The sequence below is a fragment of the Alloalcanivorax venustensis genome, from assembly GCF_047495515.1.
GTDB lineage: Bacteria > Pseudomonadota > Gammaproteobacteria > Pseudomonadales > Alcanivoracaceae > Alloalcanivorax > Alloalcanivorax venustensis.
The window spans coordinates 3035577-3059925 of sequence record NZ_CP179934.1 but is presented as its reverse complement, the minus strand read 5'-3'; the positions used below and the strand labels follow the sequence as shown (position 1 = coordinate 3059925).

At 65.6% G+C, this 24349-nt stretch carries 23 protein-coding genes; 13 read left to right on the top strand and 10 right to left on the bottom strand.

From position 1 onward, the window contains the following. Positions 1–11: 11 nt before the first annotated feature. The 7 genes from fliL to fliF all read right to left on the bottom strand — a co-directional run bounded on the left by fliL (position 12) and on the right by fliF (position 7039). Positions 12–488: a flagellar basal body-associated protein FliL gene (fliL, locus tag ACMG4O_RS14320; RefSeq protein ID WP_194856557.1), complete on the bottom strand. Its 477-nt coding sequence runs from the start codon at positions 486–488 to the stop codon at positions 12–14. A gap of 126 nt (positions 489–614) precedes the next feature. After that, positions 615–1814: a flagellar hook-length control protein FliK gene (locus ACMG4O_RS14315; RefSeq protein ID WP_194856558.1), complete on the bottom strand. Its 1200-nt coding sequence runs from the start codon at positions 1812–1814 to the stop codon at positions 615–617. Between the two features lie 14 nt (positions 1815–1828). Next, positions 1829–2278 (bottom strand): flagellar export protein FliJ, encoded by a 450-nt coding sequence (fliJ, locus tag ACMG4O_RS14310; protein ID WP_142948109.1) that lies wholly within the window; start codon positions 2276–2278, stop codon positions 1829–1831. Next, positions 2275–3660 (bottom strand): flagellar protein export ATPase FliI, encoded by a 1386-nt coding sequence (fliI, locus tag ACMG4O_RS14305; protein WP_142948110.1) that lies wholly within the window; start codon positions 3658–3660, stop codon positions 2275–2277. The genes fliJ and fliI overlap by 4 nt, the downstream gene beginning before the upstream one ends. Next, positions 3657–4382, bottom strand: a complete 726-nt coding sequence (fliH, locus tag ACMG4O_RS14300; protein ID WP_414434026.1) for a flagellar assembly protein FliH — start codon at positions 4380–4382, stop codon at positions 3657–3659. Before fliH ends, fliI begins: the two co-directional genes overlap by 4 nt. Then, entirely contained in the window at positions 4375–5370 is a 996-nt protein-coding gene (gene fliG / locus ACMG4O_RS14295) for a flagellar motor switch protein FliG (protein WP_414434025.1), read from the bottom strand. The genes fliH and fliG overlap by 8 nt, the downstream gene beginning before the upstream one ends. After that, entirely contained in the window at positions 5363–7039 is a 1677-nt protein-coding gene (gene fliF, locus ACMG4O_RS14290; protein ID WP_414434024.1) for a flagellar basal-body MS-ring/collar protein FliF, read from the bottom strand. Before fliF ends, fliG begins: the two co-directional genes overlap by 8 nt. A 202-nt stretch (positions 7040–7241) precedes the next feature. Between fliF and fliE the strand changes: the two genes are divergently transcribed. Continuing rightward, positions 7242–7589: a flagellar hook-basal body complex protein FliE gene (fliE, locus tag ACMG4O_RS14285; protein WP_142948113.1), complete on the top strand. Its 348-nt coding sequence runs from the start codon at positions 7242–7244 to the stop codon at positions 7587–7589. 71 nt (positions 7590–7660) lie between these two features. On the opposite strand, the gene ACMG4O_RS14280 is transcribed toward fliE, so the two are convergent. From ACMG4O_RS14280 to ACMG4O_RS14270, 3 genes are all read right to left on the bottom strand, one after another. Further along, on the bottom strand, positions 7661–8029 hold the full coding sequence (locus ACMG4O_RS14280) for a flagellar protein FlaG (protein WP_067609185.1): 369 nt from the start codon (positions 8027–8029) through the stop codon (positions 7661–7663). Between the two features lie 178 nt (positions 8030–8207). Beyond that, entirely contained in the window at positions 8208–11561 is a 3354-nt protein-coding gene (locus tag ACMG4O_RS14275; RefSeq protein ID WP_414434023.1) for a tetratricopeptide repeat protein, read from the bottom strand. Between the two features lie 161 nt (positions 11562–11722). Continuing rightward, the gene (locus ACMG4O_RS14270) at positions 11723–12874 is read right to left on the bottom strand and encodes a FliC/FljB family flagellin (RefSeq protein ID WP_414434022.1); all 1152 of its coding nucleotides are present in this window, start codon (positions 12872–12874) and stop codon (positions 11723–11725) included. Positions 12875–13055: 181 nt separating this feature from the next. Between ACMG4O_RS14270 and ACMG4O_RS14265 the strand changes: the two genes are divergently transcribed. The 12 genes from ACMG4O_RS14265 to ACMG4O_RS14210 all read left to right on the top strand — a co-directional run bounded on the left by ACMG4O_RS14265 (position 13056) and on the right by ACMG4O_RS14210 (position 24308). Beyond that, a complete protein-coding gene (locus ACMG4O_RS14265) occupies positions 13056–14744 on the top strand; it encodes an HD domain-containing phosphohydrolase (protein WP_414434021.1) in 1689 nt (562 codons plus the stop codon). Positions 14745–14872: 128 nt separating this feature from the next. Then, positions 14873–16225, top strand: a complete 1353-nt coding sequence (fliD, locus tag ACMG4O_RS14260) for a flagellar filament capping protein FliD (protein ID WP_414434020.1) — start codon at positions 14873–14875, stop codon at positions 16223–16225. A 33-nt stretch (positions 16226–16258) separates the two neighbouring features. Beyond that, positions 16259–16684 carry a flagellar export chaperone FliS gene (gene fliS, locus ACMG4O_RS14255; RefSeq protein WP_142948119.1) on the top strand — a complete coding sequence of 142 codons (426 nt, stop codon included), beginning with the start codon at positions 16259–16261 and terminating at the stop codon, positions 16682–16684. Next, positions 16681–17085 carry a flagellar protein FliT gene (gene fliT / locus ACMG4O_RS14250; protein WP_142948120.1) on the top strand — a complete coding sequence of 135 codons (405 nt, stop codon included), beginning with the start codon at positions 16681–16683 and terminating at the stop codon, positions 17083–17085. Before fliS ends, fliT begins: the two co-directional genes overlap by 4 nt. Continuing rightward, complete coding sequence (locus ACMG4O_RS14245; RefSeq protein ID WP_414434019.1) at positions 17082–18197, top strand: flagellar hook-length control protein FliK; 1116 nt, start codon at positions 17082–17084, stop codon at positions 18195–18197. Before fliT ends, ACMG4O_RS14245 begins: the two co-directional genes overlap by 4 nt. Beyond that, the gene (locus ACMG4O_RS14240) at positions 18184–18468 is read left to right on the top strand and encodes an EscU/YscU/HrcU family type III secretion system export apparatus switch protein (protein WP_414434018.1); all 285 of its coding nucleotides are present in this window, start codon (positions 18184–18186) and stop codon (positions 18466–18468) included. Before ACMG4O_RS14245 ends, ACMG4O_RS14240 begins: the two co-directional genes overlap by 14 nt. A gap of 514 nt (positions 18469–18982) precedes the next feature. Further along, positions 18983–19288, top strand: coding sequence for a flagellar transcriptional regulator FlhD (flhD, locus tag ACMG4O_RS14235; RefSeq protein WP_142948123.1), 306 nt, complete (start codon positions 18983–18985; stop codon positions 19286–19288). A gap of 16 nt (positions 19289–19304) precedes the next feature. Further along, positions 19305–19883: a flagellar transcriptional regulator FlhC gene (gene flhC / locus ACMG4O_RS14230; RefSeq protein WP_194856838.1), complete on the top strand. Its 579-nt coding sequence runs from the start codon at positions 19305–19307 to the stop codon at positions 19881–19883. Positions 19884–19967: 84 nt separating this feature from the next. After that, a complete protein-coding gene (motA, locus tag ACMG4O_RS14225) occupies positions 19968–20843 on the top strand; it encodes a flagellar motor stator protein MotA (RefSeq protein WP_194856837.1) in 876 nt (291 codons plus the stop codon). Further along, positions 20840–21712, top strand: coding sequence for a flagellar motor protein MotB (gene motB / locus ACMG4O_RS14220; RefSeq protein WP_414434017.1), 873 nt, complete (start codon positions 20840–20842; stop codon positions 21710–21712). The genes motA and motB overlap by 4 nt, the downstream gene beginning before the upstream one ends. Positions 21713–21714: 2 nt before the next feature. Beyond that, positions 21715–23814 carry a chemotaxis protein CheA gene (cheA, locus tag ACMG4O_RS14215; RefSeq protein ID WP_414434016.1) on the top strand — a complete coding sequence of 700 codons (2100 nt, stop codon included), beginning with the start codon at positions 21715–21717 and terminating at the stop codon, positions 23812–23814. After that, complete coding sequence (locus tag ACMG4O_RS14210; protein WP_194856835.1) at positions 23811–24308, top strand: chemotaxis protein CheW; 498 nt, start codon at positions 23811–23813, stop codon at positions 24306–24308. The genes cheA and ACMG4O_RS14210 overlap by 4 nt, the downstream gene beginning before the upstream one ends. Positions 24309–24349 lie beyond the last annotated feature (41 nt).

Genomic DNA, 24349 nt, shown 5'->3' with positions numbered 1-24349 from the left:
GTCCACCCGGTTTATTGCACGATGAACTCGGTGAAGAGCACATCATCCACTTGCAGTTCGGGCTGGCCGTCGTCGCGCGGCTGGGCGAACAGCTCGAGAATCTCGGCCTTGAGCGATTCCTTGCCCTGCTGCGTGGCCACGGTTTGCGAGCTCTGCCCGGACAACAGCATCAGCATGCGGCTGCGCAGTTGCGGCATGTGCTCGAGCAGGTAGCTCTCGGTCTCGGTGTCGGCGACCTGCAGGGACAGGCCCACGTACAGCAGCCGCTGGCCGCACAGCTCGCCCTGCAGATTGACGGTGAACGGTTCCAGCTTGACGTAGAGCACCGGCCGGGGCGCTTCCACCTGCTCCACGGTCTCTTCATCGTCGTCGTCGCTGTCATCGGACAGCAGCAGGTACATATTGATGGCCACCAGAGCGCCGAGCAGGATCACCATCAAGGCGATCAACCATCCAAGTTTGCTCGACCGGTTCGGGGAATCCGCCATGGGTTGTGCCTTCCATCCTGAATAAGGGTTGCCGTTTCAGAGTGCAGTATGCCGCCGGCGCGGGCGCCGGCATGGCCGGAAAAGGCCCCGCTAAAGGGCCTATCTTTGGCGTTTAGTGAACAGGCCCTAGGCGTACAGATCCACGCCGCCGGTGTCGCCGCCGATGATGCGGCTCACCGGCACGCTCTCTTCAGTGGCGGCGGGCTCGCCGGCCAGGCCGTCACCGCCCGGGGCGCCGCCGCGCTGGCCGGGCTGGCCGTCGCCGTTACCGGCGAACCCCTGGCGGTGCTCGCCGACCATCGCTTCACCCAGGGCGATGCCCTGTTCGGCCAGCGCTTCCCGCAGTTGCGGGATGGCCTGCTCCACCGCGCCGCGCACCGTGGAATGGCTGGAGAAGAAATGCGCCTGGGCACCCTGGTCGTCGAGTTTCAGGCTCACCGAAAGCGGCCCCAGCTCGCGCGGGTTGAGGTGCAGCTCCATGTGCTGGTCGCCGCGTTGCGCCAGGCCCACCATCTGCTGGCCCAGTTGCTGCTGCCAGGGCGCGCTGGCCACCGGCGCCTGCAACGTGAATTGGGCGGCGGGGCCGGTGGCGCCGGCCGCGCCGGTCTGGCCGCCGGCGGCGCCGGTGGCGCCCATCACGCCGGCGTTCTGAGCACCGCCTTCCTGGTTAGCGCCGAGGCGCGTGTCCAGGCGTGACCGCTCCAGGGTGCCGTTCAAGGCCTGGGCGTCGCTGGCCCAGGCGGGCATCGCCGGCTTGGCCTCGCCGGTGGCGGCGGGGGCCGGGCTCAGGGTGTCGCCGGCGGCGCCGTCAGTGGGCAGGGCGGAAACGGTGGCCGGCCGGTTGAGGGCGTCCGGCGCGCGCATCACTGGCAGTGCCTGCGCCGTGTTTTTCGAGGCGGCGGCGGTCAGCGGTGCGGGCACGGCCAGGCCGCCGGTCATCGGGTTAGCGGCGCCGTTGTCCGCGGCGTGCTCGACCAAATCCCGGATGGCGTTTTCTTCGCTTACGCCGGCGCCGGCCAGTTCAGCCAACGGGGCCTTTTGAGCGGGCAGGACGTCGCCGTCACCGGTTTTGAGCCGGCTGCCGGCCAGCGCTTCCAGAGCGTTGCGCAGGGCGTCGCTGGCTTCGCCGGTGAGCGGGCGGTCGCCGCCGGCATCGAGCAGCGCCAGGGCGGCCTCGCCGCTGGCGCCGTCCGATTCGGACGCGGACAGCAGTTTCGCCGCCGCATCCCGCAGCGAGCCGGCGAAGGCCTCGCCGTCGGCGGTCGCCGGTTGCCCGGTGGCGCCGGTCTTGGCGAGGTTCTGGCTAAGCAAGGCGGTGATATCCATGGGTTATCCTCCCGTCAGTCCCGGCGCACGCGGCGGGCCATCGCGTTGTTGGTCAATTCGTCGTTGTCGCGCAGTTCGCGGCGTTGTTCCTGGCGGCGCTCCTGCTCGGCGCGGCGCGCGGCCAGGGTGTCGTAGGACGACAGCTGGCGTTGCCGTTGCTGCCAGTGTTGCTGGCTGGCGGCCACTTTTTCCTGCTGCTGGTCGAGCGCCTGCAGGGCTTTGTCGATGGCGTCGTCCAGGGAGCGGATGAAGCGCCGGTAGTTGGCCAGGGTGGCGGCGTCGATGCCCCGGCTCATGGCGTCCTGCAGGCGCCGGCAGTACTCGTGCCGGTAGCGTCGCAGGGCGTCCAGCTGCGCGGCGCTCTGCGCCTGGCCACGGCGGTCGTCGGCCAGGTTGCGGCCGGCGTGGTCGCGGGCTTTGCGGCTTTGCTCGATTAATGTGTCCAGCGGGTTGGACGCGTTCATGGCACACCTCCAAGCAAGGCACCCAGTGCCTGTTGCGAATCATCGATATCGGCGCGCTCGCCGATACCCTGCTGCAAAAAGTGTTCAATCGAGGGGTACAGCTCCACCGCCCGGTCCAGCGCCGGGTCATGGCCGGGGCTGTAGGCGCCCACACTGATCAGATCGCGGTTGCGCTGGTAGCGCGAGAACAGCTGCTTGAACTGCTGCGCGCGCTGCTGCTGCCCGCCGCCGACGATGGCGGTCATGGCGCGGCTGATCGAGGCTTCGATGTCGATGGCCGGGTAGTGGCCGGACTCCGCCAGGGTCCGTGACAGCACTACGTGGCCGTCGAGGATGGCGCGCGCGGAATCGGCGATCGGGTCCTGCTGGTCGTCGCCTTCGGTCAACACGGTGTAGAAGGCGGTGATCGAGCCGCCGCCGGTTTCGCCGTTGCCGGCGCGCTCCACCAGCCCCGGCAGTTTGGCGAACACCGACGGCGGATAGCCCTTGGTGGCCGGCGGTTCGCCGATTGCCAGGGCGATTTCCCGTTGCGCCATGGCGTAGCGGGTCAATGAATCCATGATCAGCAACACGCTGAGGCCGGCGTCGCGGAAATGCTCCGCCACCCGGGTAGCGTAGGCGGCGCCCTGCAGCCGCTGCAGCGGCGAGGTGTCGGCCGGGGCGGCCACCACCACCGAGCGGCGGCGGCCTTCCTCGCCAAGAATATTGTCGATGAAGTCTTTTACTTCCCGGCCCCGCTCGCCGATCAGGCCCACCACGATTACGTCGGCGCCGGTGTAGCGGGCCATCATGCCCAGCAGCACGGATTTGCCCACGCCGGAGCCGGCGAACAGGCCCATGCGCTGGCCCCGGCCGATGCTGAGCAGGGTATTGATGGCGCGGATGCCGACGTCGATCTGGGTGTCGATGGGCGCCCGCGCCAGCGGGTTCATGGGCGGCGAGGCCAGGGTGCCGTGCGGCACGTCATCCAGCGGCGCGCCGCCGTCCAGCGGGCGGCCGTTGCCGTCCACCACCCGGCCCAGCAGCGCGTCGCCGAGCGGGAAGCGGCGCGCGCCGGTGTCTTCCCCGTCGCCCAGCGGGAACACCCGGGCGCCCGGTACCAGGCCGCTGATCTCCGCCAGCGGCATCAGAAACAGCTTGTCCCCGGAGAACCCCACCACTTCCGCTTCGGCGAAGTCCGGCCGGTCGCTGCCCGGCGCCGTGATCTCGATGCGGCAAGCGCTGCCCAGCGGTGTGCGCAGGCCCACCGCTTCCAACACCAGGCCGGTGGCGCGCACCACCCGGCCGCTGGCCTGGTAGTGGGGCGCCGTCGCCACGCGCCGGGTGACGCTGTTGAGCGTGCGGCGCCATTGCGCCTGATGGAGGTTCTCGGCGCTGGTCATGGTTGTTCCCCGCCGTCGTCGCCGCCGGCTTGCGGCCGGCGGCTGCGCCGCCGCACCCGCGCCGCCAGGTTTTCCCAGCGGCTTTCCAGGGTGGCGTCGAGCTCGCCGCTGGGGCTGGTAACCCGGCAGCCGCCGCGGCTGAGCTGATCGTCCGGGTGCAGTTTCCAGCCGGCGGCGTGGAATTCCGCGTGCAGCTCCTGTTCCACCAGCGCCAGATCGTCCGGGTGCAGCCACAGTCGGGTTTTGCCGTTGAGCGCCGGTTCCTCGTGAATCAGGGTGCGCACCAGGTTAAGAATCTCGGCGGGCTCTTCGCGCAGGGCGTCGCCGGCCAGCTGGCGGCCGGTGGCCAGGGCCAGGTCCACCAGATCCTCGGCGATGGCGTGGTCCAGGTCGGCCAGGGCGCTGCGGAATTCGTCCACCAGCGCGGCCAGCGGCGCCAGGGCCTCCTGGCGCTGGCGGGCGGTTTCGTGCTCGCCGGCGCGGCGGCCCTCTTCCAGCCCCTGGGCGTGGCCCTCCTGACGGCCGGCCTCGAAGCCTTCCCGGTGGCCTTCCCGGCGCGCTTCCTCACGGGCTTCATTGCGCAGCGCCTGCAGCTCGGCCTGATGCTGAAACGCCTTGCGCTGTTCCGCGTCGACCGCGGCCGGGCGGGCGGCGCCCGGGTCGCGGGCGCTGTCCAGTTCCCCCATCCGCCAGCGGCGCCAGCTTGAGTGGGCGCTAGACATAGGCATCGTCCCCGCCGGTCAGCACGATTTCGCCGTTGTCCGCCAGGCGGCGCACCACCTGCAGAATGGCTTTCTGTTCGCTCTCCACCTGCGACACGCGGATCGGGCCGCTGGCTTCCATGTCCTCGCGCAGCAAGGTGGCGGCGCGGGTCGACATGTTGCGCAGGAATTTCTCTTTGAGTTTTTCGTCGGAGCCTTTCAGCGCCACCATCAGCGCGTTGGTGTTGATCTCCTTGAGCAGCAGCTGGATGCCGCGGTCGTCCACGTCGAGCAGGTTCTCGAACAGGAACATTTCGTCGATGATCTTCTGCGCCAGGTCCTCGCTGTGCGCGCGCACCGTTTCGATCACGGTTTCCTCGGCGCTGGAGTTCATCAGGTTGAGAATCTCGGCGGCGGTGCGGGCGCCGCCCATCTTGCTGCGCTTGAGGTTCTGGCCGTCGAGCATGCCGCCGAGCACTTCGGTGAGCTCCTGCAGGGCGGCGGGCTGCACGCCGCTGAACGTGGCGATGCGCAGTACCACGTCGTTGCGCAGCTTGTCGTCGAAGTACTCCAGCACGTCGGCGGCCTGGCGCCGTTCCAGATGGACCAGAATGGTGGCGATGATCTGCGGGTGTTCGTCGCGGATCATCTCGGAAACGATGTTGGCTTCCATCAGGTTGAGGGCGTCGATGCCGGAATTGGCCCCGTTCTGTTCGAGGATGTCCTCGAGCAGGCTGGAGGCGCGCTCGTTGCCCAGCGCCTTGGTCAACACCGAGCGGATATGGTCGCTGGAATACAGGTTCAGCGCCGCGAACTGCTCCGACTCGTCATAGAAATCGTCCAGCACCTGGCGCATCTGGTCGTGGGAGATGTTCCCCAGCTTGGCCATTTCCTGGCTGACTTCCTGCACTTCACGGGCGGACAGATGCTTGAATACCTCGGCGGCACTGTCTTCATCCAGGGCCAGTAACAGCACGGCGGCCCGCTGGGTGTTGTTGAGCTCACTCATTCCGATTCATCCAGTTACGCACGATCATCGCCACCATGGCCGGATCTTCCTGGGCCATGTCCTGGAGGTCCTGGCGGTTCTGTTCGTAGGCCGAGGAGCGGCGCCGGCGGCGGCGTGGCACCACCGGTTCCGGCTCGTCCTCGGCTTCGTCGGTGGCGGCCGGCGCCGGTGTCGGCGCCTGTGCCTGGGCCGGACGCGCCGCCGGTGCCGGCGCCTGCCGGGCGTAGCGCTTGAGCATCGGCCGCAGCACCAGCAGGAACAGCAGCAGCGCGGCCAGGCCCACCAGCAGCCAGCGGCCCATGGAGAACAGGAAGTCCTGCCAGAACGGGTCCTGCCACCAGGCGCGCTGTTGGTCCTCGGATTCCACCCGGGTGAAGGGGCTGTTGACCACTTCCAGGCCGTCGCCGCGCTCCACCGAGAAGCCCATTGCCTGGCGCGCCAGTTGGTTGATCCGTTCCAGCTGGTCGTCGCTCAGCGGCACCGGGGCGGCTTCGCCGTCCTCGTTCACGCCGTCGCGGTAATCCACCACCACCGCCACCGACAGCCGCTCCACCTGGCCGCGCTCGTGTTGAACGTGGGTGATGTTGCGGTCCACCTCGTAATTGATCACGTCTTCGTGGTTGAGGCGCTTGGTGGTGTCGTCGTCCTCGGTGTTTTCGCCTTCCTGCTGATCGTCGTTCTGCTGCACCGGCGAGGCCGCCGCGCCCGGGGGCGTATTGGTGAGCGCGCCGGGCACGCCCTGGGCAAGATCCTCGCCGCCGCTGTAGACGGCCCGGGTCTGGCTGCTGCGCACCGCCGCCGGGTTGCCGCCCTGGTTGGGGCCGAAGCGTTCGTTGGTTTCCTCGCGGCGGGCGAAATTCACCTCCGCGGTGACCTGGGCGCGCACGTTCTCCGGGCCCAGGATCGGCGCCAGAATGCTCTCGATGCGCTGGCGGTAGACGCGCTCCACTTCGCGCACGTACTCCAGCTGGGTGCCGTCCAGGCCACCGCCGCTGCCGGAGGGCCGGGACAGCAAGCGGCCGGCCTGATCGACCACGGTGACGTCTTCCAGGGCCAGTTCCGGCACGCTGCTGGAGACCATATGCACGATCGCGTCGACCTGGCCGTCGCCCAGCGCGCGGCCCGCTTCCAGGGTCAGTACCACGGACGCCTTGGCGGGCTCACGGTCGCGGATGAACACCGACGGCTTGGCCATGGCCAGATGCACCCGGGCCCGTGATACCGGGCCCAGGGCTTCAATGGAACTGGCCAGCTCGCCCTGCAGGCCGCGCTGGAAATTCACCTGCTCGGCGAACTGGCTGATGCCGAACGCCTGCTCGTCCATGATCTGGAAGCCCACGTTGCCGCCTTCCGGCAGGCCCTGCTCGGCGAGTTGCAAACGCAGTTTGTGGACCTGGTCGCCGGGCACCATCAGGGCGCGACCGCCCTGGCTGAACTCATAGGGCACCGCGCGGCTTTCCAATTCGCTGATGATGCGGCCGCCGTCGGCTTCGCTGAGGTTGCTGTAGAGCACCCGGTATTCCGGCGCGCTGGCCCACATCAGCATGGCCGCCACCAGGGCGATCACCGCGGCCCCGGCCACCAGCAACGGCACCAGCGGGTTGGCGCGCAGCCGCGCCAGCATCTGTTCGATGCCGTTATTGTCCGGGCGGGTCTCGCCGTTGCTCATGCGTGCCCCCCGGGGAGACGGGAATAGTGTTGAAAAGGCATTGCTGCTTTCCGGTGGTATTGCGACGCATGCCATTATGAGCAGCGCCGGGACACACAAAGGAAAGAAAAGCCCGCCTTTTTGCCGTCATTTGACCGCTTGGGTCACGGCGGGGGCTGGTAATCTTGCGGTTCAAATAGCGGGTAACGCAGAGCGATACGTTATGAGCACACCGACCATCAATCCGGCCATGCAGGCCGCGCTCAACCAGATGCAGGACCTCGCCGGGCAGGCGGCCGGCGCCGTGCCCCGGGCCGGCGGGCAGAATCTGGACACCACCGTGGGCAGCGGCGGCTTCAGCGAGGCGCTGCAATCCAGCCTGGAGCGCATCAACCAGATGCAGACCGACGCCGGCGACAAAGCCAAGGCGTTCCAGGCCGGTGAGCCCGGCGTGTCGCTGCACGACACCATGATCACCAGCCAGAAAGCCAGCATCGCCTTCGAGATGGGCGTGCAGATGCGCAATCGGCTGGTGTCCGCCTATAAAGACGTTATGAATATGCAAGTATAAAAAGCAGTTAATAGTTGATAGTTAACAGTTAATAGCTGAAGAGCGGGCCGTGCCGGAGGCAGGGCCCGAGCTTAGACTTCCAGGCTGAAGAGGCGGCCTTTTACTTCTTCGAGGCGTTGGGCGGCGTTGAGGGCCTCTTCCGGGGGGATCTGGCGGATCAGTTCGCCGTTTTCCCGGTCGATCAGGCGAATGATGGTGCGCCCGGAATCCTCGCTCAGCTGAAACTCCACGCCGTAGCGGCGCAGCACTTCGTTGATCTGCTGGACCGGTTTGACCAGCTCCTCCCGTTCTACCATCCGACCTTCCGAGTCGCTCTCCTGCACCGCGCCGCCGGCGGCGGGCAGCTGTGCCAGCACTTTTTCCACGCGCTGACGCGCGGCCAGGTAGGAGAACTGCGAAGGCAGGGATGAAACGCTGTTGTTGTCCACGGGCGTGGTCATGGGCGGGCCCTCAGCCGATAGTGATATGCACAGGTTTGTACCTATATCGGCCGCCACGCCCATAACTTTATGCCGCCACCGGCCCAGGCGGGTGGCGGCGGGTTTGTGGGAGCGGGCCCAGCCCGCGAAAGGCCGGCAACGCCGGCCGGCAAAGGTTGCCTCGCAGGATCCCGGAGCCCTAAGCCGGCTGGAACCGATAGGCCTCCAGCACCGCGTCCATCCGTTCCGGATCAATATTCTCGGCGATACGGAACACCCCGGCGGTTTCCGCCGACTCTTCTTCCACCAGGAACTCAAGCACGGCGTGGTAATGCGGTCGGTTCCAGAAGTCGTGGATGAACAGGCGCGTATCGCCGGGTCGGTCCGCGACGTTCAGGGTATGACGGATCGCATTCAGCACGCAGGCGACGCGGAAACGGCCGTCCACCAGTATCAGGTCGAAGGCCTGATCGTGGCGGTGGATGGCTTCACCGTAGGCCGGGAAGCGGTGACGGGCCGCATCCGAAACGGGGAAACCCCACTCCTTGGTGGGGCCGATGTCCTCGGCGTGGACCTGGCAGGCTTCGCCGAGACGCTGCTTCAGCCCGTCCACCCAGGCGGCGTCGCTCTCCACGCCGTGTACGGTCAGCCCGGCCTGACAGGCCCACACCGTGGAGCCGCCGGAGCCGAACTCGAAGTAGCGCCCGGCCCGCTCCAGACTCTTTTTGAACAGCGCTTTTTCGGCCTCGGACATAAAGGGCGCGTCGGGAATGTCCGGCGTCCGTGGCGAAGGGGCGTCACCGTTCAGATCGGCCAGGTAGCGCGCCGCCTGCGTTTCGTCCACCTCGCTGAGCAGGGCATAGGCCAGATCCTGGATGCCGTAGACGGTATGCAGCAAGAACGCGAGCCGCGTCTTGCGGTTGTGGTCCAGTTCCGCCAGACGCGAGGGCACCGGCAGCAGGAGCGCCTTGGCGGTCCTCAGCTCCGAGGCCTGGCGTTGCGGGCCCAGATGTTCCGGCAGGTGACTGTGATGCCGGACAGGATCGAGCCGGTAGAGGCGGAAGCCGTGTTCGCCGGCCCACTGGCACAGCCCGGCAAGGTCCGGCTGGTTCTCCGGTCCGGGGCCGAAGCAGACGGTGGCCTGGATCAGCAGGGTTTGCTCCAGGGCGCGGGCGCCGTTACGCAGGGTGGCGAGGCTGTCGTTGCGGTGGTCCAGCACCAGCCAGTCCAGGCTGGGCAACCCCTCGATGCTATCCAGCGTTACCGTGTTCACCGGCAACTCGGTGAGTACCCGGGCGCCCTGTCCGGCGCCCTCTGCGGGTGGCAGTGTGGCGCTGAACGCCGGGTCCAGGCAGGCGTAGTGGACCGCCGGGTTACCGTCGCCGAGGGTGGTTTGCGGGAAAACCTGCAGGCCGTTGCGTTGACCGTCCGCCTGCGCCGCATGCTCACCCAGCGGATCGAACACCAGCAGCTCAAACGCGCCCAGCGGCAGCAGTGAGTCCGCCGCGCCGGTTGCCAGCAGCTGCCCGCCGTTATCCAGGGCAACGATCTTACCGCTGAAATCAAACTGGAATCGGCCGGCGTTTTCCCGCCGTGCCGCCGCCTTTGCCAGGGTCACGGATGGCAGGATCGGCTCCGGTACCGGAAGCGCCTGATCCTCGAAGTGCCCGGTGCCGTCCTGACTGAACGTCAGAGCGGCGGGTGGCAGGTCGCGGCAATAGCGCTGCCAGATGCCCCGCAGGGCGGCGCTCAGGTGGGCGGCGAAGCGGGGTGCGTCGCACACCGGGGACTGCATCAGGGTATCGCGAAGATGGCGCCGCACCGTGGCCAGATTGTCCAGGTCGCCGGCCAGATCGCGGGCCCGGGCGCGGTAGGCATCCCAGCTGTCCACCACCAGTTCCGGCAGGCCGGCGTTGACCAGGTGGGAGGCGGCATGCCGGCCGGCGAAGGTGGGGCCGGGCAGGGTGATCACCGGTACCCCCATCAACAGCGCTTCGCAGGTGGTCAGGCCGCCGGAATAGGGCCAGGGGTCCAGGGCGATGTCGATGCGGTTGTAGGTGTCCAGGAAGGCGGTGTGATTTTCCGGGCCTTCCAGGCGCACACGCTGGCGCACGATACCCCGGCGCTCGAACTGTTCGTGCAGGGTTTCGCGGAAATCCGCGTCGCCGTACTGGGCGCCTTTCAAGAGTAGTCGGCTTTGCGGCACCTCTTCCATCAGGCGGACCCACTCGTCGATCAGTCGTGGATTGATCTTGGCGGGGTTGTTCAGGCAGCCGAAGGTCACGTAGCCGTTGCGTAGCGCGGGTAGAGCCTCGACCGCCGGCGCGTAACGCGGAGGCTGATAACAAATGTAGTCGTCGGGCATGCGGATCAGCTTCTCCAGATACTGATCATCGTATCCGGCGGGTGTTTCCACGCTGTCGCTGATCAAATAATCGATCGCCTCGAGGCCGGTTGTATTGACCAGGCCGCCGACCCACTTAACCAGCAACGGCGCCGGCTCGTCCGCCAGCAGGCGCAGACGGTTGCCGTCGGCGTGGCCATTGAGGTCGATCAGGATGTCCACCTGATCGTCCCGGATCAGGGAGTTCAGGGTGTCACGACGCGCGGTGGCGACCGAATGCCAACGGTGGCTGATCCGGCGTAATCGCGCGCTGATATGATCCTCGGTATTGCTGGTCGCATAGGCGATGAGCTGAAAATCGTCCGCCGACAGATGCTCCAGGGCTGCTGTGATCATTTGGCCGACCGGATGACTTCGCAAGCCAGAGGAGAGCAAGCCGATCGTAAGCGGGCGACCTTCGTCGCGATTACTGGCGCGCTGACGAGAGGGCCTGGGCCGGGGCTCGAACGTGTCGCGCCACTGAAGCACCAGATCGAGAATATGTGCCCGGCTCAGAGCCGGGTTGTAATGGGCGTTGAAGATACGGTTGGAGAACGCCACCGCGTGTTGCGGATCGAGTCGCAGCGCTTCGCGATAGTGATGTTCGGCCTGTTCGAAGTGCCCCTGGTCGTTATACGTCGATCCCACCAGATTGTGATAGTCCGGATTGTTGCTCCGCAGGGCGATCAGGTGCCGGCAATCCGCGAGCAGGCCGTCCATCCGTCGGGCGCGACCACGAATCTTGATACGGCGGTAGAGGATGTCCGCGTTGCTATTGTCCAGATCCCAGGCCCGATCGATACATACGACCGCTGCCTCGTGGTCGTTCAGCGTTTGCCAGGCTTCGGCCAGTTGCACCTGGGTGTAGGCGTGGTCGGGTCGCAGCCTCGCGGCTTGGCTCAGCCGGGTAACAGCGGCGCGCCAGTGGTTCAGCGCCAGCTGACACTTGCCCAGTAAGTACAGGGTTTGTGCGTTATCGGCGTCGTATCCAAGCGAGGTTTCCAACGCCTGAAGGGCTTCCTGAGGACGGCGCTGATTCAGCCGTGCCGCGCCCAGCCCTTGCCAGGCCATGGCATTGCGCCGGTCACGCTCGACCAGGGCGATGGCGAGCTTCTCGGCTTCGACAAAGTTGCCTGCGTGGTAGGCACGCGCGAATTGTTTTGCGGACATATCCGGACCCCGATCACACGGAAAGATGGCATTGCAATCAGCCTAGCAAGCGCAAGGCCGGAGTGGTGGCCGGAATAGGCGATGCGTAAGGGGCTATTCGTGGGATTTGATGGATAAAAAAAGGGCCCCGAAAGGGGCCCTCTGGTGGTACCGGAACCGGCTTAACCCAGCAGGGAAAGCACGCTCTGGGGTACCTGGTTGGCCTGTGCCAGGACGGAAGTGCCGGCCTGCTGCAGGATCTGCGCGCGGGTCATGTTGGACACTTCCACCGCGTAGTCGGCATCTTCGATGCGCGAACGGGCCGCGGACAGGTTGGTTTCCGTGGTGCTCAGGTTGGTGATCGCGGAATCGAAGCGGTTCTGCATGGCACCCATTTCGGAGCGCAGGCTGTCCACGTCGCTCAGTGCGGAGTCCAGTGCCGCCAGTGGATTCTCGGTGGCAACCTTGGTGGCATCGTCGGTCACGCCGCTGACCGCTTTGGCATCCGCGGCCACCGTGTAGGTGAGGGTTGCTGCGTTAGTGCCGTCGGCAGGGGTGCCGCTAAGTTCCGCTTCGTAGTAGTTTACTTCACCGCCGTTTTCGTTTTTCACGAAGGCGTTTCCGTCATCGTCGATCACCAGGCTGTTAGTGCCGGAAGCGATCGGAGTACCGGTTTTGGTGCCTTCAGTGGCGGATTCAACTTCCATATCACCTGAAGTTGTGGATGCTGAACCTGCCGCAACGAAGGAGTAGGTGTCCCCATCGACTTCGATGGTATCACCAGCGGCGGGCGCTTCAGCCAGGCGGGTGTTCACGTTGAAATCGTCCAGACCCAGGGTCTCGGCGTTGATTTCCTTGAGGTTCATGGTGATCTGCTCACCATCGTTGGCGCCCACCTGGATGGAGAATTCCTGGTCTTCAGCCAGCACTTTCACGCCGTTGAAGTTGGTTTCTTCGGAGATACGGTCGATCTCGCCCAGGCGCTGGGTGATTTCGTCCTGGATGGAGTTCAAATCTTCCGGAGAGTTGGTGTCGTTCTGTGCCTGAACCGTCAGCTCACGGATGCGCTGCAGGTTGTCGTTGACCTGGTTGAGCGCGCCTTCAGCGGTCTGCGCCACGGAGATGCCGTCGTTGGCGTTACGCTGAGCCTGACCCAGGCCGGTGGTCTGGGCGGTCATGCGGTTGGCGATGGCCTGGCCGGCGGCGTCGTCAGCGGCGCTGTTGATACGCAGGCCGGAGGACAGACGCTCCATGGAGGTCTGCAGAGCACTCTGGGATTTGCCCAGGTTCTGTTGGCCGATCATGGCCGTGATGTTGGTGTTGATAACTGACATAGCAAATGTCCTTTTGTGATTCACCGTTTGGTTTGAGAGCAACGGCGCTGGCCGTTACACCGTCTTTCGGCGGATTCGCGTTTCGCTTTAGGGTTGGCGGCAAAAAGTTTTGCGGCTAAAGCCGGGCCGGGGTGTGCCGATAAGCAAGCCTGTTAGCGAGGCGAAGGCGAGGGATATCGGTATGACGTCGCAGGACGATGCATTCAGTCGGGTGGAGCATCCCCCGGAGATAGAGGATTTGCTGGAACATCTGACCCAGCCGGGGGCGGCGTCGCTGGCGTTGGATAAGACCGGTGGCGAGCCGATGCCGGTGGTGGTGTTCGAGGTAAACCCGGGTGAGAGCCTGCTGCTGGATATCAGCGCGATCCGGCATATCGCCGCGGATTTGCGCCGTGGCGCCGGCTTCCGGCTGATGGGGCTGGCCCGCGGTGGCGTGTTGCGCACGCCTTTATTAAGCGCGGACATGTGTTTCGAGCGTGACGACAGGATGCTGTGCCGTTGCGATTACCCGCCGGAGATGGAGATTCTGCAGCGCCGCGATACCTTCCGTGCCGAGCTGCGGCTGGGCATGGAGGTGGGTGTGGTGCTGCGTGACCGGGAAAGCGGCCTGTCCGCCCAGGGCGATCTGCGCGATCTGTCCTTGCAGGGCTGTCTGGTGGAGCTGTCCGCCAGCGCCATGACCGCGCTGATGTCCAACGCGGCGGTGTTCGAGCTGGAGCTGTTTTTCCCCAACGGCACCCGCTTCGTGGTGCGTGGCAGCCCGCGCCACCAGAAGGCGGACGCGCAGCGGGGCCTGGTCAAAGTGGGGTTTGTGTTCGCCGAGCGCAGCGCCGAGGACGACCGACGCTTGTGGTTCATGGTCCGCGAGATCGAGCGCGAGGCGGCGCGCATGGCGGGCAACACGCGCACGCCGCTGGCGCCGTCGCAGTTGTTCCAGGGCAACAAAAACGAAGAGCACGGCAGCGTGAGCCGCCGCCAGACGCACGATTACGCCACCGCCATGACCCGCCGGCTGGCGCCCACCGCCGCCTATCTGGACAACCAGATTCTGGCGTTGCGCCAGGGCGGCATGGTGGACGCGGTGCAGTTGTCGCGCCATGCGGACCGCCTGCTGGCTCTGCAGGACGAGGACCGTGAGGCGCTGTTGTTCGCGGTGCAGTGCCTGGATAAGGAAACGCTGCTGGTGCGGCACTCCCTGGGCGTGTCGGTCCATCTGCTGGACTTCGCCAGAGGGGAAAAAATGCCCCATGAGCTGTGCAAGGCGCTGGCCGCCGCCGGGCTGGTGCACGACCTGGGCAAGGCGCTGTTGCCCCGGGATCTTCTTGAGATGCAGTTTCTCAACGCCAGCCAGTACCGCTGGCTGCAGGGGCACGTGGCACTGATTACCCAGCGTTTGGAAAGCTGCCGCTGGCTGGCCTCCTCGGTGGTGGAAGCGGTGGTGCGCGACGTCAATGAGCGGCTCGACGGTCACGGCTATCCCCACGGACGCGGTGCCGACGACCTGCCGGAGCTGGCACGGCTCGCCTCGGTGGTGGATGTCTCCGACGTTATGGCGCGGCTGCGCCCGGGGCGGCGGCCCTGGTCCGCGGAAGCGATTCACGATCACCTGCACGGTTCTCCCCATCAGTTCGACCGCCGCTGGGTGGAGCGCTATCGGGCGCATTTCGGGCGCTGGCCGGTGGGCACTCTGGTGCGTTACCAGGGCGGGCTGCTGGCCTGGGTGCGGCGACTGGACGACCAGGGCCTTCCCGTGGAGGTGCAGATATCCCGGGGCAGTGCGTTTCCCGGCGCCGACCCCGAGCAGTTGCTGGAAGGCGGCGCGCTGGAGCGGCTCGGCGAGCCGGTGGCGTCGTTGCCCGCGCCCGGCTAGTGGCGGCGCGCTAAAGTCGAGGCGGTTACCGCCGATAGCATGAAATAGCGGTAAATGGTCGCCCTTATCCACCGCTGCGGCGGCGCCCGGGCGGCGCACAATACGTAGGTACTTTGCAAGGAAAGACCATGGCTTCAATTTCTTCTTTGGGTATCGGTTCCGGGCTCGACCTCAACGGCCTGCTCGACCAGATGGAGTCGGCGGAGCGTCAGCAACTGGCGCCGATCACCCAGCAACAGAAAAGCTACCAGGCGAAGATTTCCGCCTACGGCACGCTGGAGGGCAAGCTCGACGACTTCCGCGAGGCGGCGGCCAAGCTCGCCGACAGCCAGCAGTTCGACGCGGTCAAGAGCAACGTGTCCGGCGACGCCCTGACCGCCGTGGTCGGCGAGGACGCGCTGCCCGGCACCCACGACATCGTGGTCAACCACAAGGCCCGTGCCTACAGCATCGCCACCCAGGGCGTGACCGACAAAACCGAGAAGCTGGGCGCCGGCGCGATCAGTTTCACGCTCGGTAACGGCGACAACTTCAGTATTGATGTGGGCGAGGACCAGAGCTCCCTGGAAGGCATCCGCGACGCCATCAACGAGGCGGGCAAGGGCGTCCAGGCCTCACTGGTCAATGACGGCAGCGGTCAGCCGCACCGGCTGGTGCTGTCCGCCACCGACACCGGCACCGACGCGGCGATCGCCAGCGTCGACTTCGGTACCGGCGGTCTCGGCGACACCCTCGCCGTGGATGCCGGCACCGAGGTCACCGCCATCAATGCGTCCCTGAGCGTCAACGGCATCGATATCGAGAGCCAGAGCAACCGCGTGGAAGGCGCGGTTCAGGGGGTCACGCTCAACCTCGAGGAAGAGGGCAACGCCACCATCTCGGTGACCCGCGACACCGCCGGCATCAAGAAAGCGGTGACCAGCTTCGTGGAAAGCTACAACAGCCTCCAGAAGACCATGGACAGCCTCACCAGCTACGACCAGGAAACCGGTACCAGCGGCGAGCTGCTCGGCGACACCACCCTGCGCGGCATTGAATCCCGTATCCGCGGCGTCATGGGCGGCGTGGTGTCCGGCGGTGAATTCAGCGCTCTCGCCGATATCGGCGTGGACCTCACCATCGACGGCACCCTGGAAGTGGACGACGAAAAACTGGACGCCGCGGTGGCGGACAATCTCGGCGCGCTGACGGATTTCTTCTCCGGCACCGGAGAATCGGAGGGCCTGGCCGCGCAGCTTGATGCCACCCTCGGCAAGATGCTCGGTGAAAGCGGCACCCTGGGGAACGCCACCAGCGGTCTGGAAGACCGCATCGAGGGCCTCGGCGAACGCTACTTGCGCACCGAGGAGCGCATCGACAGCACCATCGCCCGCTACCGCGAGCAGTTCAGCAAGCTGGACTCGATGATCGCGGAAATGAACTCCACCAGCAGCTACCTGACTCAGCAGTTCGATTCGCTGAACGCCCAGTTGAGCCAGTAAGCCAGGAAAGGTAACCAGCAGAGGGTACGACTCATGACAATGACGCGTGGCGCCGCCGGGTACGCCCGGGGCGCGGGGGCCTACGCCCGGGTAGGGGTGGAAAGCGGGGTAATGTCGGCCAGCCCCCATCAATTGATCAGCATGCTGTTCGACGGCGCCGGCACCGCCATCCGTGCGGCCGCGCTGCACATGCGCGAAGGGCAGGTGGCGGAGAAGGGCAAGGCCATTTCGAAAGCGCTGGACATCGTCAACAACGGCTTGCTGGCGGCCCTGGACCGGGAAAAGGGCGGCGAGCTCGCCGACCGCATGGCATCGCTGTACGACTACATCGCCCGTTTGCTGCTTAACGCCAATCTGCGTAACGACCCGGCCAGCCTGGACGAGGCCGGCCGCTTGCTGGCGGACCTGGGTGAAGCCTGGAACCAGATCAAACCCGCCGCGCATCAGGGGGCTGAATGACCGAAATCGAATCCCCGCGCCGGGCATTGTCGGCGGAACAGGTACTGCTCGCCTATGAGGCCCTGCTGGCGCGCTCCGGGCGTATGCTGGACTGCGTGCGCCGCCAGGACTGGGACGCCCTGATGGACGAAGAGGCGCACTATCTGGTGGACGTGGAACAGCTCTCCAGCCGCGAGCAGGACACCGCGCTCGACCCCTCGCAGCGGGCCCGCAAAGCGGAACTGCTGGAGCGGATACTCGAGCGCGACCTGGAAATACGCCGCTGCCTGGTGGCGCGCCGGGACGAACTGGCCGGGCTGATCGGCACGTCCAGGCGTAAGCGGGATTTGCGCCGTTCCTACGGGCCCCAGGAAGCCACCTCCATGGATTCCGCGTTCCACCTGGACGAAGACACGCCGTGAGCGGCATCACGCCGATTCTGGATACCCTGCTGCATCAAGTGCTGGGCAAACGGGTCGACGTGCCCGTGGCCCGGCAGACCCCCGAGCCGGTGCGTCCGCTCAGCCCCGCTGAAGCGCCGCCGGCGGTGCGCAGCGACTCGCGCCTTGACCCGCGCACCGCGCCCTTGCCGGATCTGCCGGCCACGCACCAGCGCGCCCGCGCCCCGCAAACCCTGGCGCCGCCGGCGGACCCGGCAACCGGGTCCACGCAAACCCACTTCAGCGCCGCCGCCCGCACCATCGCCGATATCCTCGCCCGCTACCCGGCGCCGCCTTCGGCGGTACGGCCGGCGGCGCCCCTGATGACCGCCGCCGACGCCGAGGCCCCGACCCTGGCCAACCGACTGCAGGCCAGCGTCGGCCAGAGCGGGCTGTTCTATGAATCCCATCTGCAAAGCTGGTACCGGGGCGAAATGAGTGGCGCGCGGCTGGCGCAGGAACCGCAGATGCGTTTGTCCCGGGCGCCTGAACCCCCGGCTGCCGCCGCCCGTGCCGAGGGCGGCAAGGCCCCGGCCCCGGCCGCCGCGGAGGCGCCGTCCCAGTCCCGCGCAACCGCGACGCCGGTCGCCGAGCGGCCGGCAGCGGCGCCGGTTACCGCCGAGGGCCGCCCGGTCACGGACGGCGAAGAGGCCCCCAGGCCCGCGCCGCGTCCCCTGTCCGACGACGCCAACCAGGCCCTGCAGGGGATTCTCCGCCATCAGCTGGAGACCCTGGCGACGCCGGTGCTGCGCTGGGAAGGGGACGTCTGGTCCGGCATTTTCATGGCTCTGGTGATCCAGGTGCCCGCCGAAGCGCCCCGTCAGGGCCGTTCCGGCGGCGACCAGGGCGAGGACGGTGAGGACCCGGGGGAAGAGGGCACCTGGCGCTCCGAACTGACCGTGGAGCTGGCGGCGCTGGGCCCGGTGCGGGTACGCCTGGACCTGCGTGGCGACGATCTGAGCATTGATCTGAATGCCGGCTCCGAACAGGTGGCCGAGCAACTGCGCGCCGACAGCCCGCGTCTGAAGTCCAGCCTCGAGGCTTGCGGCTTCGAACAGGTCCGACTGCGAGTGGCCAGCGATGAAAGACTCTGAATCCAACAGCCGCCGCCAGGCGGTGGCACTGGCCTATCAGGAGGGCGACGCCCCGCGGATATTGGCGCGCGGCTATGGCGATCTGGCCGAACGGATCATCGCCGAGGCCCGCCGCCAGGACGTGTTCGTGCATGACGCGCCGGAGCTGGTGGGGTTACTGATGCAACTGGATCTGGACCAGCGGATACCGGTTCGGCTGTATCAGGTGATCGCTGAGTTGCTGGTCTGGTTGCAAGCGATGAACGCCAAGGACGAGAGCGTAAGAAGCTAGGACTAAAGTATTAGCATTATACGCAAGTATTTGTAGTGTATGGATTTTGTGACCCGGTTCCTTGTCTCTTCGCCCTTTGCAATTTTTTGTCCTTTGAAGCGCGCCATGGCCCCTTCCAATTTGCCCAAATGAAACACGGTTCTAAATTTTGTTCACCGGGGTGTTAATTATAACTCCTTGATTTTAATCAAAATAATTTTCGACTTAGACGCCGCACTCCAATTCAGAGGGCTTGTGACGGCCCTTTTTCCCGCTATTGAAACGCTCGTTTCAGACTGCCTGCACATTTGTGAATGGCATCACAAAATTTTCCCTTGATGTGAGTTTGTTCACATAAAAGTGTGAGCATATCGTGATTCTTGTGATACGTTGCCACTACAAAACGCACATACTTAATGACTTATAAATGCAATGTATCTAAGTATAAAGTATGAGCTTTGGGGATCTTAGTGATCCGGCGAGGGTTAGCGCCGGGGGAGACCTCGGTCATGGGGTACCGCAGGAGTGAAGAACAATGAAGATCGATAGCGTCTTAGATGAAATCCAGGATATCAATCTGACCTACCTGCTGCTGGCGCAGCGTCTTCTCAAGGAAGATTACGCCACCGCCATGTTCCGGCTGAAGATCGACCAGGCGATGGCGGAAGTGTTGATTTCGCTGTCCGCCAAGCAGCTCAGCCAGATGGCGCGCACCAACCAGTTGCTGTTCCGTCTGCATTTCGACGACGCGGACCAGGTCACCAAGCTGACCAATAACAAGCGGGAGCAGGGGCTGGGGCAAACCCACGCGGCGTTGTTGATGGCGTCCTGCGCGAACTGATCGGGGGAGGGATCCAATGTCCGAGAAGAGTCTGGTCGGCGAAATGCACCAAGTGCAGTTGGCGATCGAATTGATTGAGCTGGGGGCCCGGCTGCAGGTGCTGGAATCGGAAACCGAACTCAGCCGTGGCCGGCTGATCCGGCTTTACAAGGAAGTCCGCGGCATGTCGCCGCCGAAGGGGATGCTGCCGTTTTCCACCGACTGGTTCATCACCTGGCTGCCGAACATTCACTCCTCCCTGTTTTACAGTTTCTACCGGCAGCTGACCGGCGAGCACGGTTGCAGCCGCATGGAAGGCTTCGTGAAGTCCTACCGCCTTTATCTGGAGCAGATTGCTCTGGACGGCGCCGAACCGGTGCTCGGCCTGACACGGGCCTGGACCCTGGTGCGTTTCTTTGAAAGTGAAATGTTCGAGCTGTCGGAATGCACCAGCTGCCACGGCCATTTCGTCAACCACGCGCATACGCCGAGCCAGCGCTTTGTGTGCGGTATCTGCCAGCCGCCGTCCCGGGCCGGCAAGACCCGCAAACGTCAGAGCGCGGTGAGTGAAGAGGGCCGGCGGAGCGGCGGTCGCCGACAGGCGGTGGGCGCTTAATTTCGTAATTTTTCCCTCAAGCCCGACCTGCTCCTGCCGATACAGATGGTAATGCTATCCACGCTGTTCTGAAGGATACCGGTTGTGCTGATACCTCTTGGCTTCATTATCGTCACCCTTTCCGTGTTCGGCGGCTTCACCATGGCCGGCGGACACCTGGGCCCGCTCTACCAGCCCACCGAAATCCTGATGATCGTCGGGGCCGCGGTGGGGTCGTTCGTGGCCGCCAATAACGGCAAGGCGATCAAAGCCACCCTGCGTACCGCCAGCAGCCTCAAGCGCACCAAGAAGTACGACAAAGAGATCTACATGCAGCTGATGTCGCTGCAGTACAACCTGCTCTCCAAGATGCGCCGCGAGGGCGTGCTGGGTGTGGAAAAGGACATTGAAAACCCCACCGAAAGCGCGCTGTTCAGTGAATACCCGAGAATCGCCAACGATCCGATGATCATGGGCTTCATCACCGACTACCTGCGGCTGATGATCAGCGGCAGCGTCGATCCCATGGAACTCGATGAGCTGATGAGCCATGAAATCGAGGCGTTCGAACACGAAGCGCATATTCCCGCCGACGCCCTCGCCAAGGTCGGCGACGGCCTGCCCGCGTTCGGTATCGTGGCGGCCGTGCTCGGGGTGGTGAAGGCCCTGGCGTCCGCCGACGCCGGCGCCGAGGAGATGGGTTTGATGATCGCCCACGCCCTGGTGGGGACTTTCCTCGGCATCCTGCTCGCCTACGGCTTCGTCAACCCGGTGGCCAGCCGCATCGACCGGCAGGTGGCCGAGGCGGTGAAGATGCTGCAGTGCATCCGCGTCACGCTGCTTGCCAACCTCAACGGTTATGCGCCGCAGCTGGCGGTGGAATTCGGGCGTAAAGCCCTGCACACCGCCGAGCGGCCCAGCTTCACCGAACTGGAAGAGCACGTGCGTGCCGCGCGGCCCGCGGGTGCCAAGCAGACATGAGCGAGCAGCACCGGCCCATCGTCATCCGGCGACGCCGCCGTGCCCATGTGGCGCACCACGGCGGCGCCTGGAAAATCGCGCTGGCGGATTTCATGACCGCCCTGATGGCGTTGTTTCTGGTGCTCTGGATTATCTCCACCGCGTCGCCGGCCGAGCTGCAGGGCCTGGCCGAATATTTCCGCACGCCGCTGAAAGTGGCGTTGGCGGACGGCGACCGTAACTCATCGAGCACCAGCGCGATTCCCGGCGGCGGCGCTGATCCGGCCCACTCCGACGGCGAGCAGGCGCGTATTGATCTGCGCCGCCAGACGCTGCCGGCGGAGGAGCGCCAGCGCTTCATCAATCTGCGCCGTCGTATTGAACAGGCAATCCAGGCCGACCCGCAGCTGCGTGAACTGCGCGACCAGATGCGCTTCCAGATGACCCCGGAAGGCCTGCGCATCCAGCTGGTGGATACCGACCAGCGGCCCATGTTCCGGCTCGGCAGCGATCGTGTCGCGCCGTACATGCGGCACTTGCTGCGCACCATGGCGCCGTTGCTCAACGATATGCCCAACCCGCTCAGCATCAGCGGGCATACCGACAGTCTTCGCTATTCCAGCGGCGACAGCGGGTACAGCAATTGGGAACTGTCCAGCGACCGCGCCAACGCCTCGCGCCGCGAGCTGGTGGCCGGCGGCCTGGACAGCGAAAAGCTACTGCGGGTCATGGGCATGGGCGACCGTGTGCCGGTGCCCGACAGCAACCCCGGTGACCCGGTCAACCGCCGCATCACCCTGGTGGTGCTGACCCGTCAGGCGGTGGAACGGCTGCGCGCCGCCAGCCGCCCCGGCGATCTGAGCGACGCCCCTCAACCCGTGCGGGAGTGAACATGGATATCACCGAATTCTACGACACGTTTTTCGAAGAGGCGGACGAGCTCCTGGCGGAGATGGAATCCCATCTTCTGGAGCTGGATGTGGACAACCCGGACGTGGAGCGGCTCAACGCCATCTTCCGGGCCGCGCATTCGATCAAGGGCGGGGCCGGGACCTTCGGTTTCGAGGCCCTGCAGCGCACCACGCATCTGCTGGAAAACCTGCTCGACTACACACGACGCGGCGAGCTGGCGCTGCGAAGGGATATCGTCGACACCTTTCTGGAAGCCAAAGACATGCTAAACGATCAACTGGACGCGTATCGTCAGGGTGGTGAACCGGACCCGGAAGCCCTGGAACGTATCTGCGAGACCTTGCGCCGTCTCGCTCTGGAAGAGCTGGGCGAAGACGCCGGCGCCGAGGTGGCCGGCGCCGCGCCGGCCGCGTCCGCCAGCCCCGAGCCGGCCGCCGATCCGGCGCCCGCGGAGGCCGCGCCTTCCGCCGGCGAAGGCACGCCGGACGGCGGTGCCCGCTTCCAGGTGACCCTGATCGGTGTCGCCGACAAGGACCGGGATCTGTTGATCGAGGAACTGGCGCAGCTGGGTGATATCGAGGACCAGCAGGTTGACGGCGAACGCCACCGGGTGGTGCTCACGTCGTCACTCAGCGGCGACGATATCGAAGCGGTGATGTGCTTTATCGCCGAGCCGGAGCAGTTGGAAGTGCGTGCTCTGGATGCCGCCGCGCCGGCCGCCGCCACCGAAAGCAAACCGGAAGTGAAAGCGGAAACCGAAGCGGCCCCGGCCCCGGCCCCGGCCAAGCCGGCGGCCCCGGCGAAAGCCGAATCCGCCGCCAAGAGCGGTGACGGCGCCAAGAAAGGCGGTGAATCCACTTCCATCCGGGTGCCGGTGTCCAAGGTCGATCAGATCATCAACCTGGTCGGCGAGCTGATTATCACCCAGTCGATGCTCAACCAGGTGGCCGAGGACTCCGAAACCATCAACGACGGCGCCCTGGTCACCGGGCTCAACCTGCTGCAGCGCACCGCCCGGGATCTCCAGGAAGCGGTGATGTCCGTGCGCATGGTGCCGATGGACTATGTGTTCAGCCGCTTCCCGCGCCTGGTCCGCGACCTGGCCGGCAAGCTCGACAAGGACGTGGAGCTGGTCACCGAGGGCAAATCCACCGAACTGGACAAGGGCCTCACCGAACGGATCATCGACCCGCTCACCCACCTGGTGCGCAACAGCCTCGACCACGGTATCGAAACGCCGGACCGCCGCGAGGCGGCGGGCAAGCCGCGCACCGGCCGTCTGACCCTGTCCGCCCAGCACCAGGGCGGCAATATCCTGATCGAGGTGATCGACGACGGCGGCGGTCTCAACCGCGACAAGATTCTTGAAAAGGCGCGCTCCAGCGGCCTCTCCGTGTCCGATTCAATGAGCGACGACGAAGTCTGGCAGCTGATTTTCGCGCCGGGCTTTTCCACCGCCGACGCGGTCAGCGACGTGTCCGGGCGCGGCGTCGGCATGGACGTGGTCAAGCGCAACATCCAGGCCATGGGCGGGCATGTGGAAATTCTCTCCACGCCCGGCCAGGGCACCACCACCCGCATCGTGCTGCCGCTCACCCTGGCGATCCTCGACGGCATGTCCATCAAGGTGGGCGAGGAGATGTTCATCCTGCCGGTGAGCGCGGTGATCGAATCCCTGCAGCCGCGCGCCGACGATCTCTATTCCATGGCCGGCGGCGACGTGCTGCTCAAGGTGCGTGAGGACTACCTGCCGGTGGTGGCGGTCCATCACGCCCTGGACGTGGCCGACGCCATCACCGATCCGACCCGCGCCATCGCGGTGATCGTACAGGGCGAGGGCCGCCGCTACGCTCTGCTGGTGGACCAGTTGGTGGGCCAGCAGCAGGTGGTGGTCAAGAACCTGGAAACCAACTACCGCAAAGTGCCGGGCGTGTCCGCCGCCACCATTCTGGGCGACGGCAGCGTGGCACTGATCCTGGACGTGGCGGACATGCACCGCCTCGGCCAGAGCAAAAAAGAAAACCCTGTCTTTGGCGTCCCGACCCGGGCCCGCCCTGTTGAGGAGGTAGAACCGTCATGAGTCAAGCCACTGCTTTGCAAACCGCCGCCGCCGTGGAAGCGGGCAGCCAGGAATTCCTGGTGTTCTCCCTGGGCGACGAGGAATACGCCATCGATATCCTCAAGGTCCAGGAAATCCGTGGCTACGAAAACGTCACGCGCATCGCCAACGCCCCCGACTTCATCAAGGGCGTGGCCAACCTGCGCGGCGTGATCGTGCCGATCGTCGACCTGCGCATCAAATTCCGTCTCGAGCGTGCCGACTACGACGACCAGACCGTGGTGATCGTGGTCAACATCGCCGACCGGGTGGTGGGCATCGTGGTCGACCGGGTTTCCGACGTGATGACGCTCACCGCCGAGCAGCGCAAGCCGGCGCCGGAATTCGGTCTCAGCCTGCCGCTGGATTACATCAGCGGTCTGGGCAACCTGGATGAACGCATGCTGGTACTGGTGGACATCGAAAAAATGCTCACCAGCGAAGAAATGGCGCTGGTGGAAGAAGCCGGCGAATAACAAGCACAGGGTCGAAGACCAACGCCGGGTCCGGGCAATCG

Excerpts from the sequence above, each read along its gene's own strand:
- fliF (WP_414434024.1), bottom strand. The coding sequence starts at position 7,039 with ATGAGCAACGGCGAGACCCGCCCGGACAATAACGGCATCGAACAGATG.
- motB (WP_414434017.1), top strand. The coding sequence starts at position 20,840 with ATGAGCGAGCAGCACCGGCCCATCGTCATCCGGCGACGCCGCCGTGCC.
- fliH (WP_414434026.1), bottom strand. The coding sequence starts at position 4,382 with ATGTCTAGCGCCCACTCAAGCTGGCGCCGCTGGCGGATGGGGGAACTG.
- ACMG4O_RS14265 (WP_414434021.1), top strand. The coding sequence starts at position 13,056 with ATGACGTCGCAGGACGATGCATTCAGTCGGGTGGAGCATCCCCCGGAG.
- ACMG4O_RS14315 (WP_194856558.1), bottom strand. The coding sequence starts at position 1,814 with ATGGATATCACCGCCTTGCTTAGCCAGAACCTCGCCAAGACCGGCGCC.
- ACMG4O_RS14240 (WP_414434018.1), top strand. The coding sequence starts at position 18,184 with ATGAAAGACTCTGAATCCAACAGCCGCCGCCAGGCGGTGGCACTGGCC.
- fliD (WP_414434020.1), top strand. The coding sequence starts at position 14,873 with ATGGCTTCAATTTCTTCTTTGGGTATCGGTTCCGGGCTCGACCTCAAC.
- ACMG4O_RS14280 (WP_067609185.1), bottom strand. The coding sequence starts at position 8,029 with ATGACCACGCCCGTGGACAACAACAGCGTTTCATCCCTGCCTTCGCAG.
- ACMG4O_RS14275 (WP_414434023.1), bottom strand. The coding sequence starts at position 11,561 with ATGTCCGCAAAACAATTCGCGCGTGCCTACCACGCAGGCAACTTTGTC.
- ACMG4O_RS14210 (WP_194856835.1), top strand. The coding sequence starts at position 23,811 with ATGAGTCAAGCCACTGCTTTGCAAACCGCCGCCGCCGTGGAAGCGGGC.
- cheA (WP_414434016.1), top strand. The coding sequence starts at position 21,715 with ATGGATATCACCGAATTCTACGACACGTTTTTCGAAGAGGCGGACGAG.
- ACMG4O_RS14270 (WP_414434022.1), bottom strand. The coding sequence starts at position 12,874 with ATGTCAGTTATCAACACCAACATCACGGCCATGATCGGCCAACAGAAC.
- fliS (WP_142948119.1), top strand. The coding sequence starts at position 16,259 with ATGACAATGACGCGTGGCGCCGCCGGGTACGCCCGGGGCGCGGGGGCC.
- fliG (WP_414434025.1), bottom strand. The coding sequence starts at position 5,370 with ATGAGTGAGCTCAACAACACCCAGCGGGCCGCCGTGCTGTTACTGGCC.
- fliT (WP_142948120.1), top strand. The coding sequence starts at position 16,681 with ATGACCGAAATCGAATCCCCGCGCCGGGCATTGTCGGCGGAACAGGTA.
- fliI (WP_142948110.1), bottom strand. The coding sequence starts at position 3,660 with ATGACCAGCGCCGAGAACCTCCATCAGGCGCAATGGCGCCGCACGCTC.
- flhC (WP_194856838.1), top strand. The coding sequence starts at position 19,305 with ATGTCCGAGAAGAGTCTGGTCGGCGAAATGCACCAAGTGCAGTTGGCG.
- flhD (WP_142948123.1), top strand. The coding sequence starts at position 18,983 with ATGAAGATCGATAGCGTCTTAGATGAAATCCAGGATATCAATCTGACC.
- fliJ (WP_142948109.1), bottom strand. The coding sequence starts at position 2,278 with ATGAACGCGTCCAACCCGCTGGACACATTAATCGAGCAAAGCCGCAAA.
- fliL (WP_194856557.1), bottom strand. The coding sequence starts at position 488 with ATGGCGGATTCCCCGAACCGGTCGAGCAAACTTGGATGGTTGATCGCC.
- fliE (WP_142948113.1), top strand. The coding sequence starts at position 7,242 with ATGAGCACACCGACCATCAATCCGGCCATGCAGGCCGCGCTCAACCAG.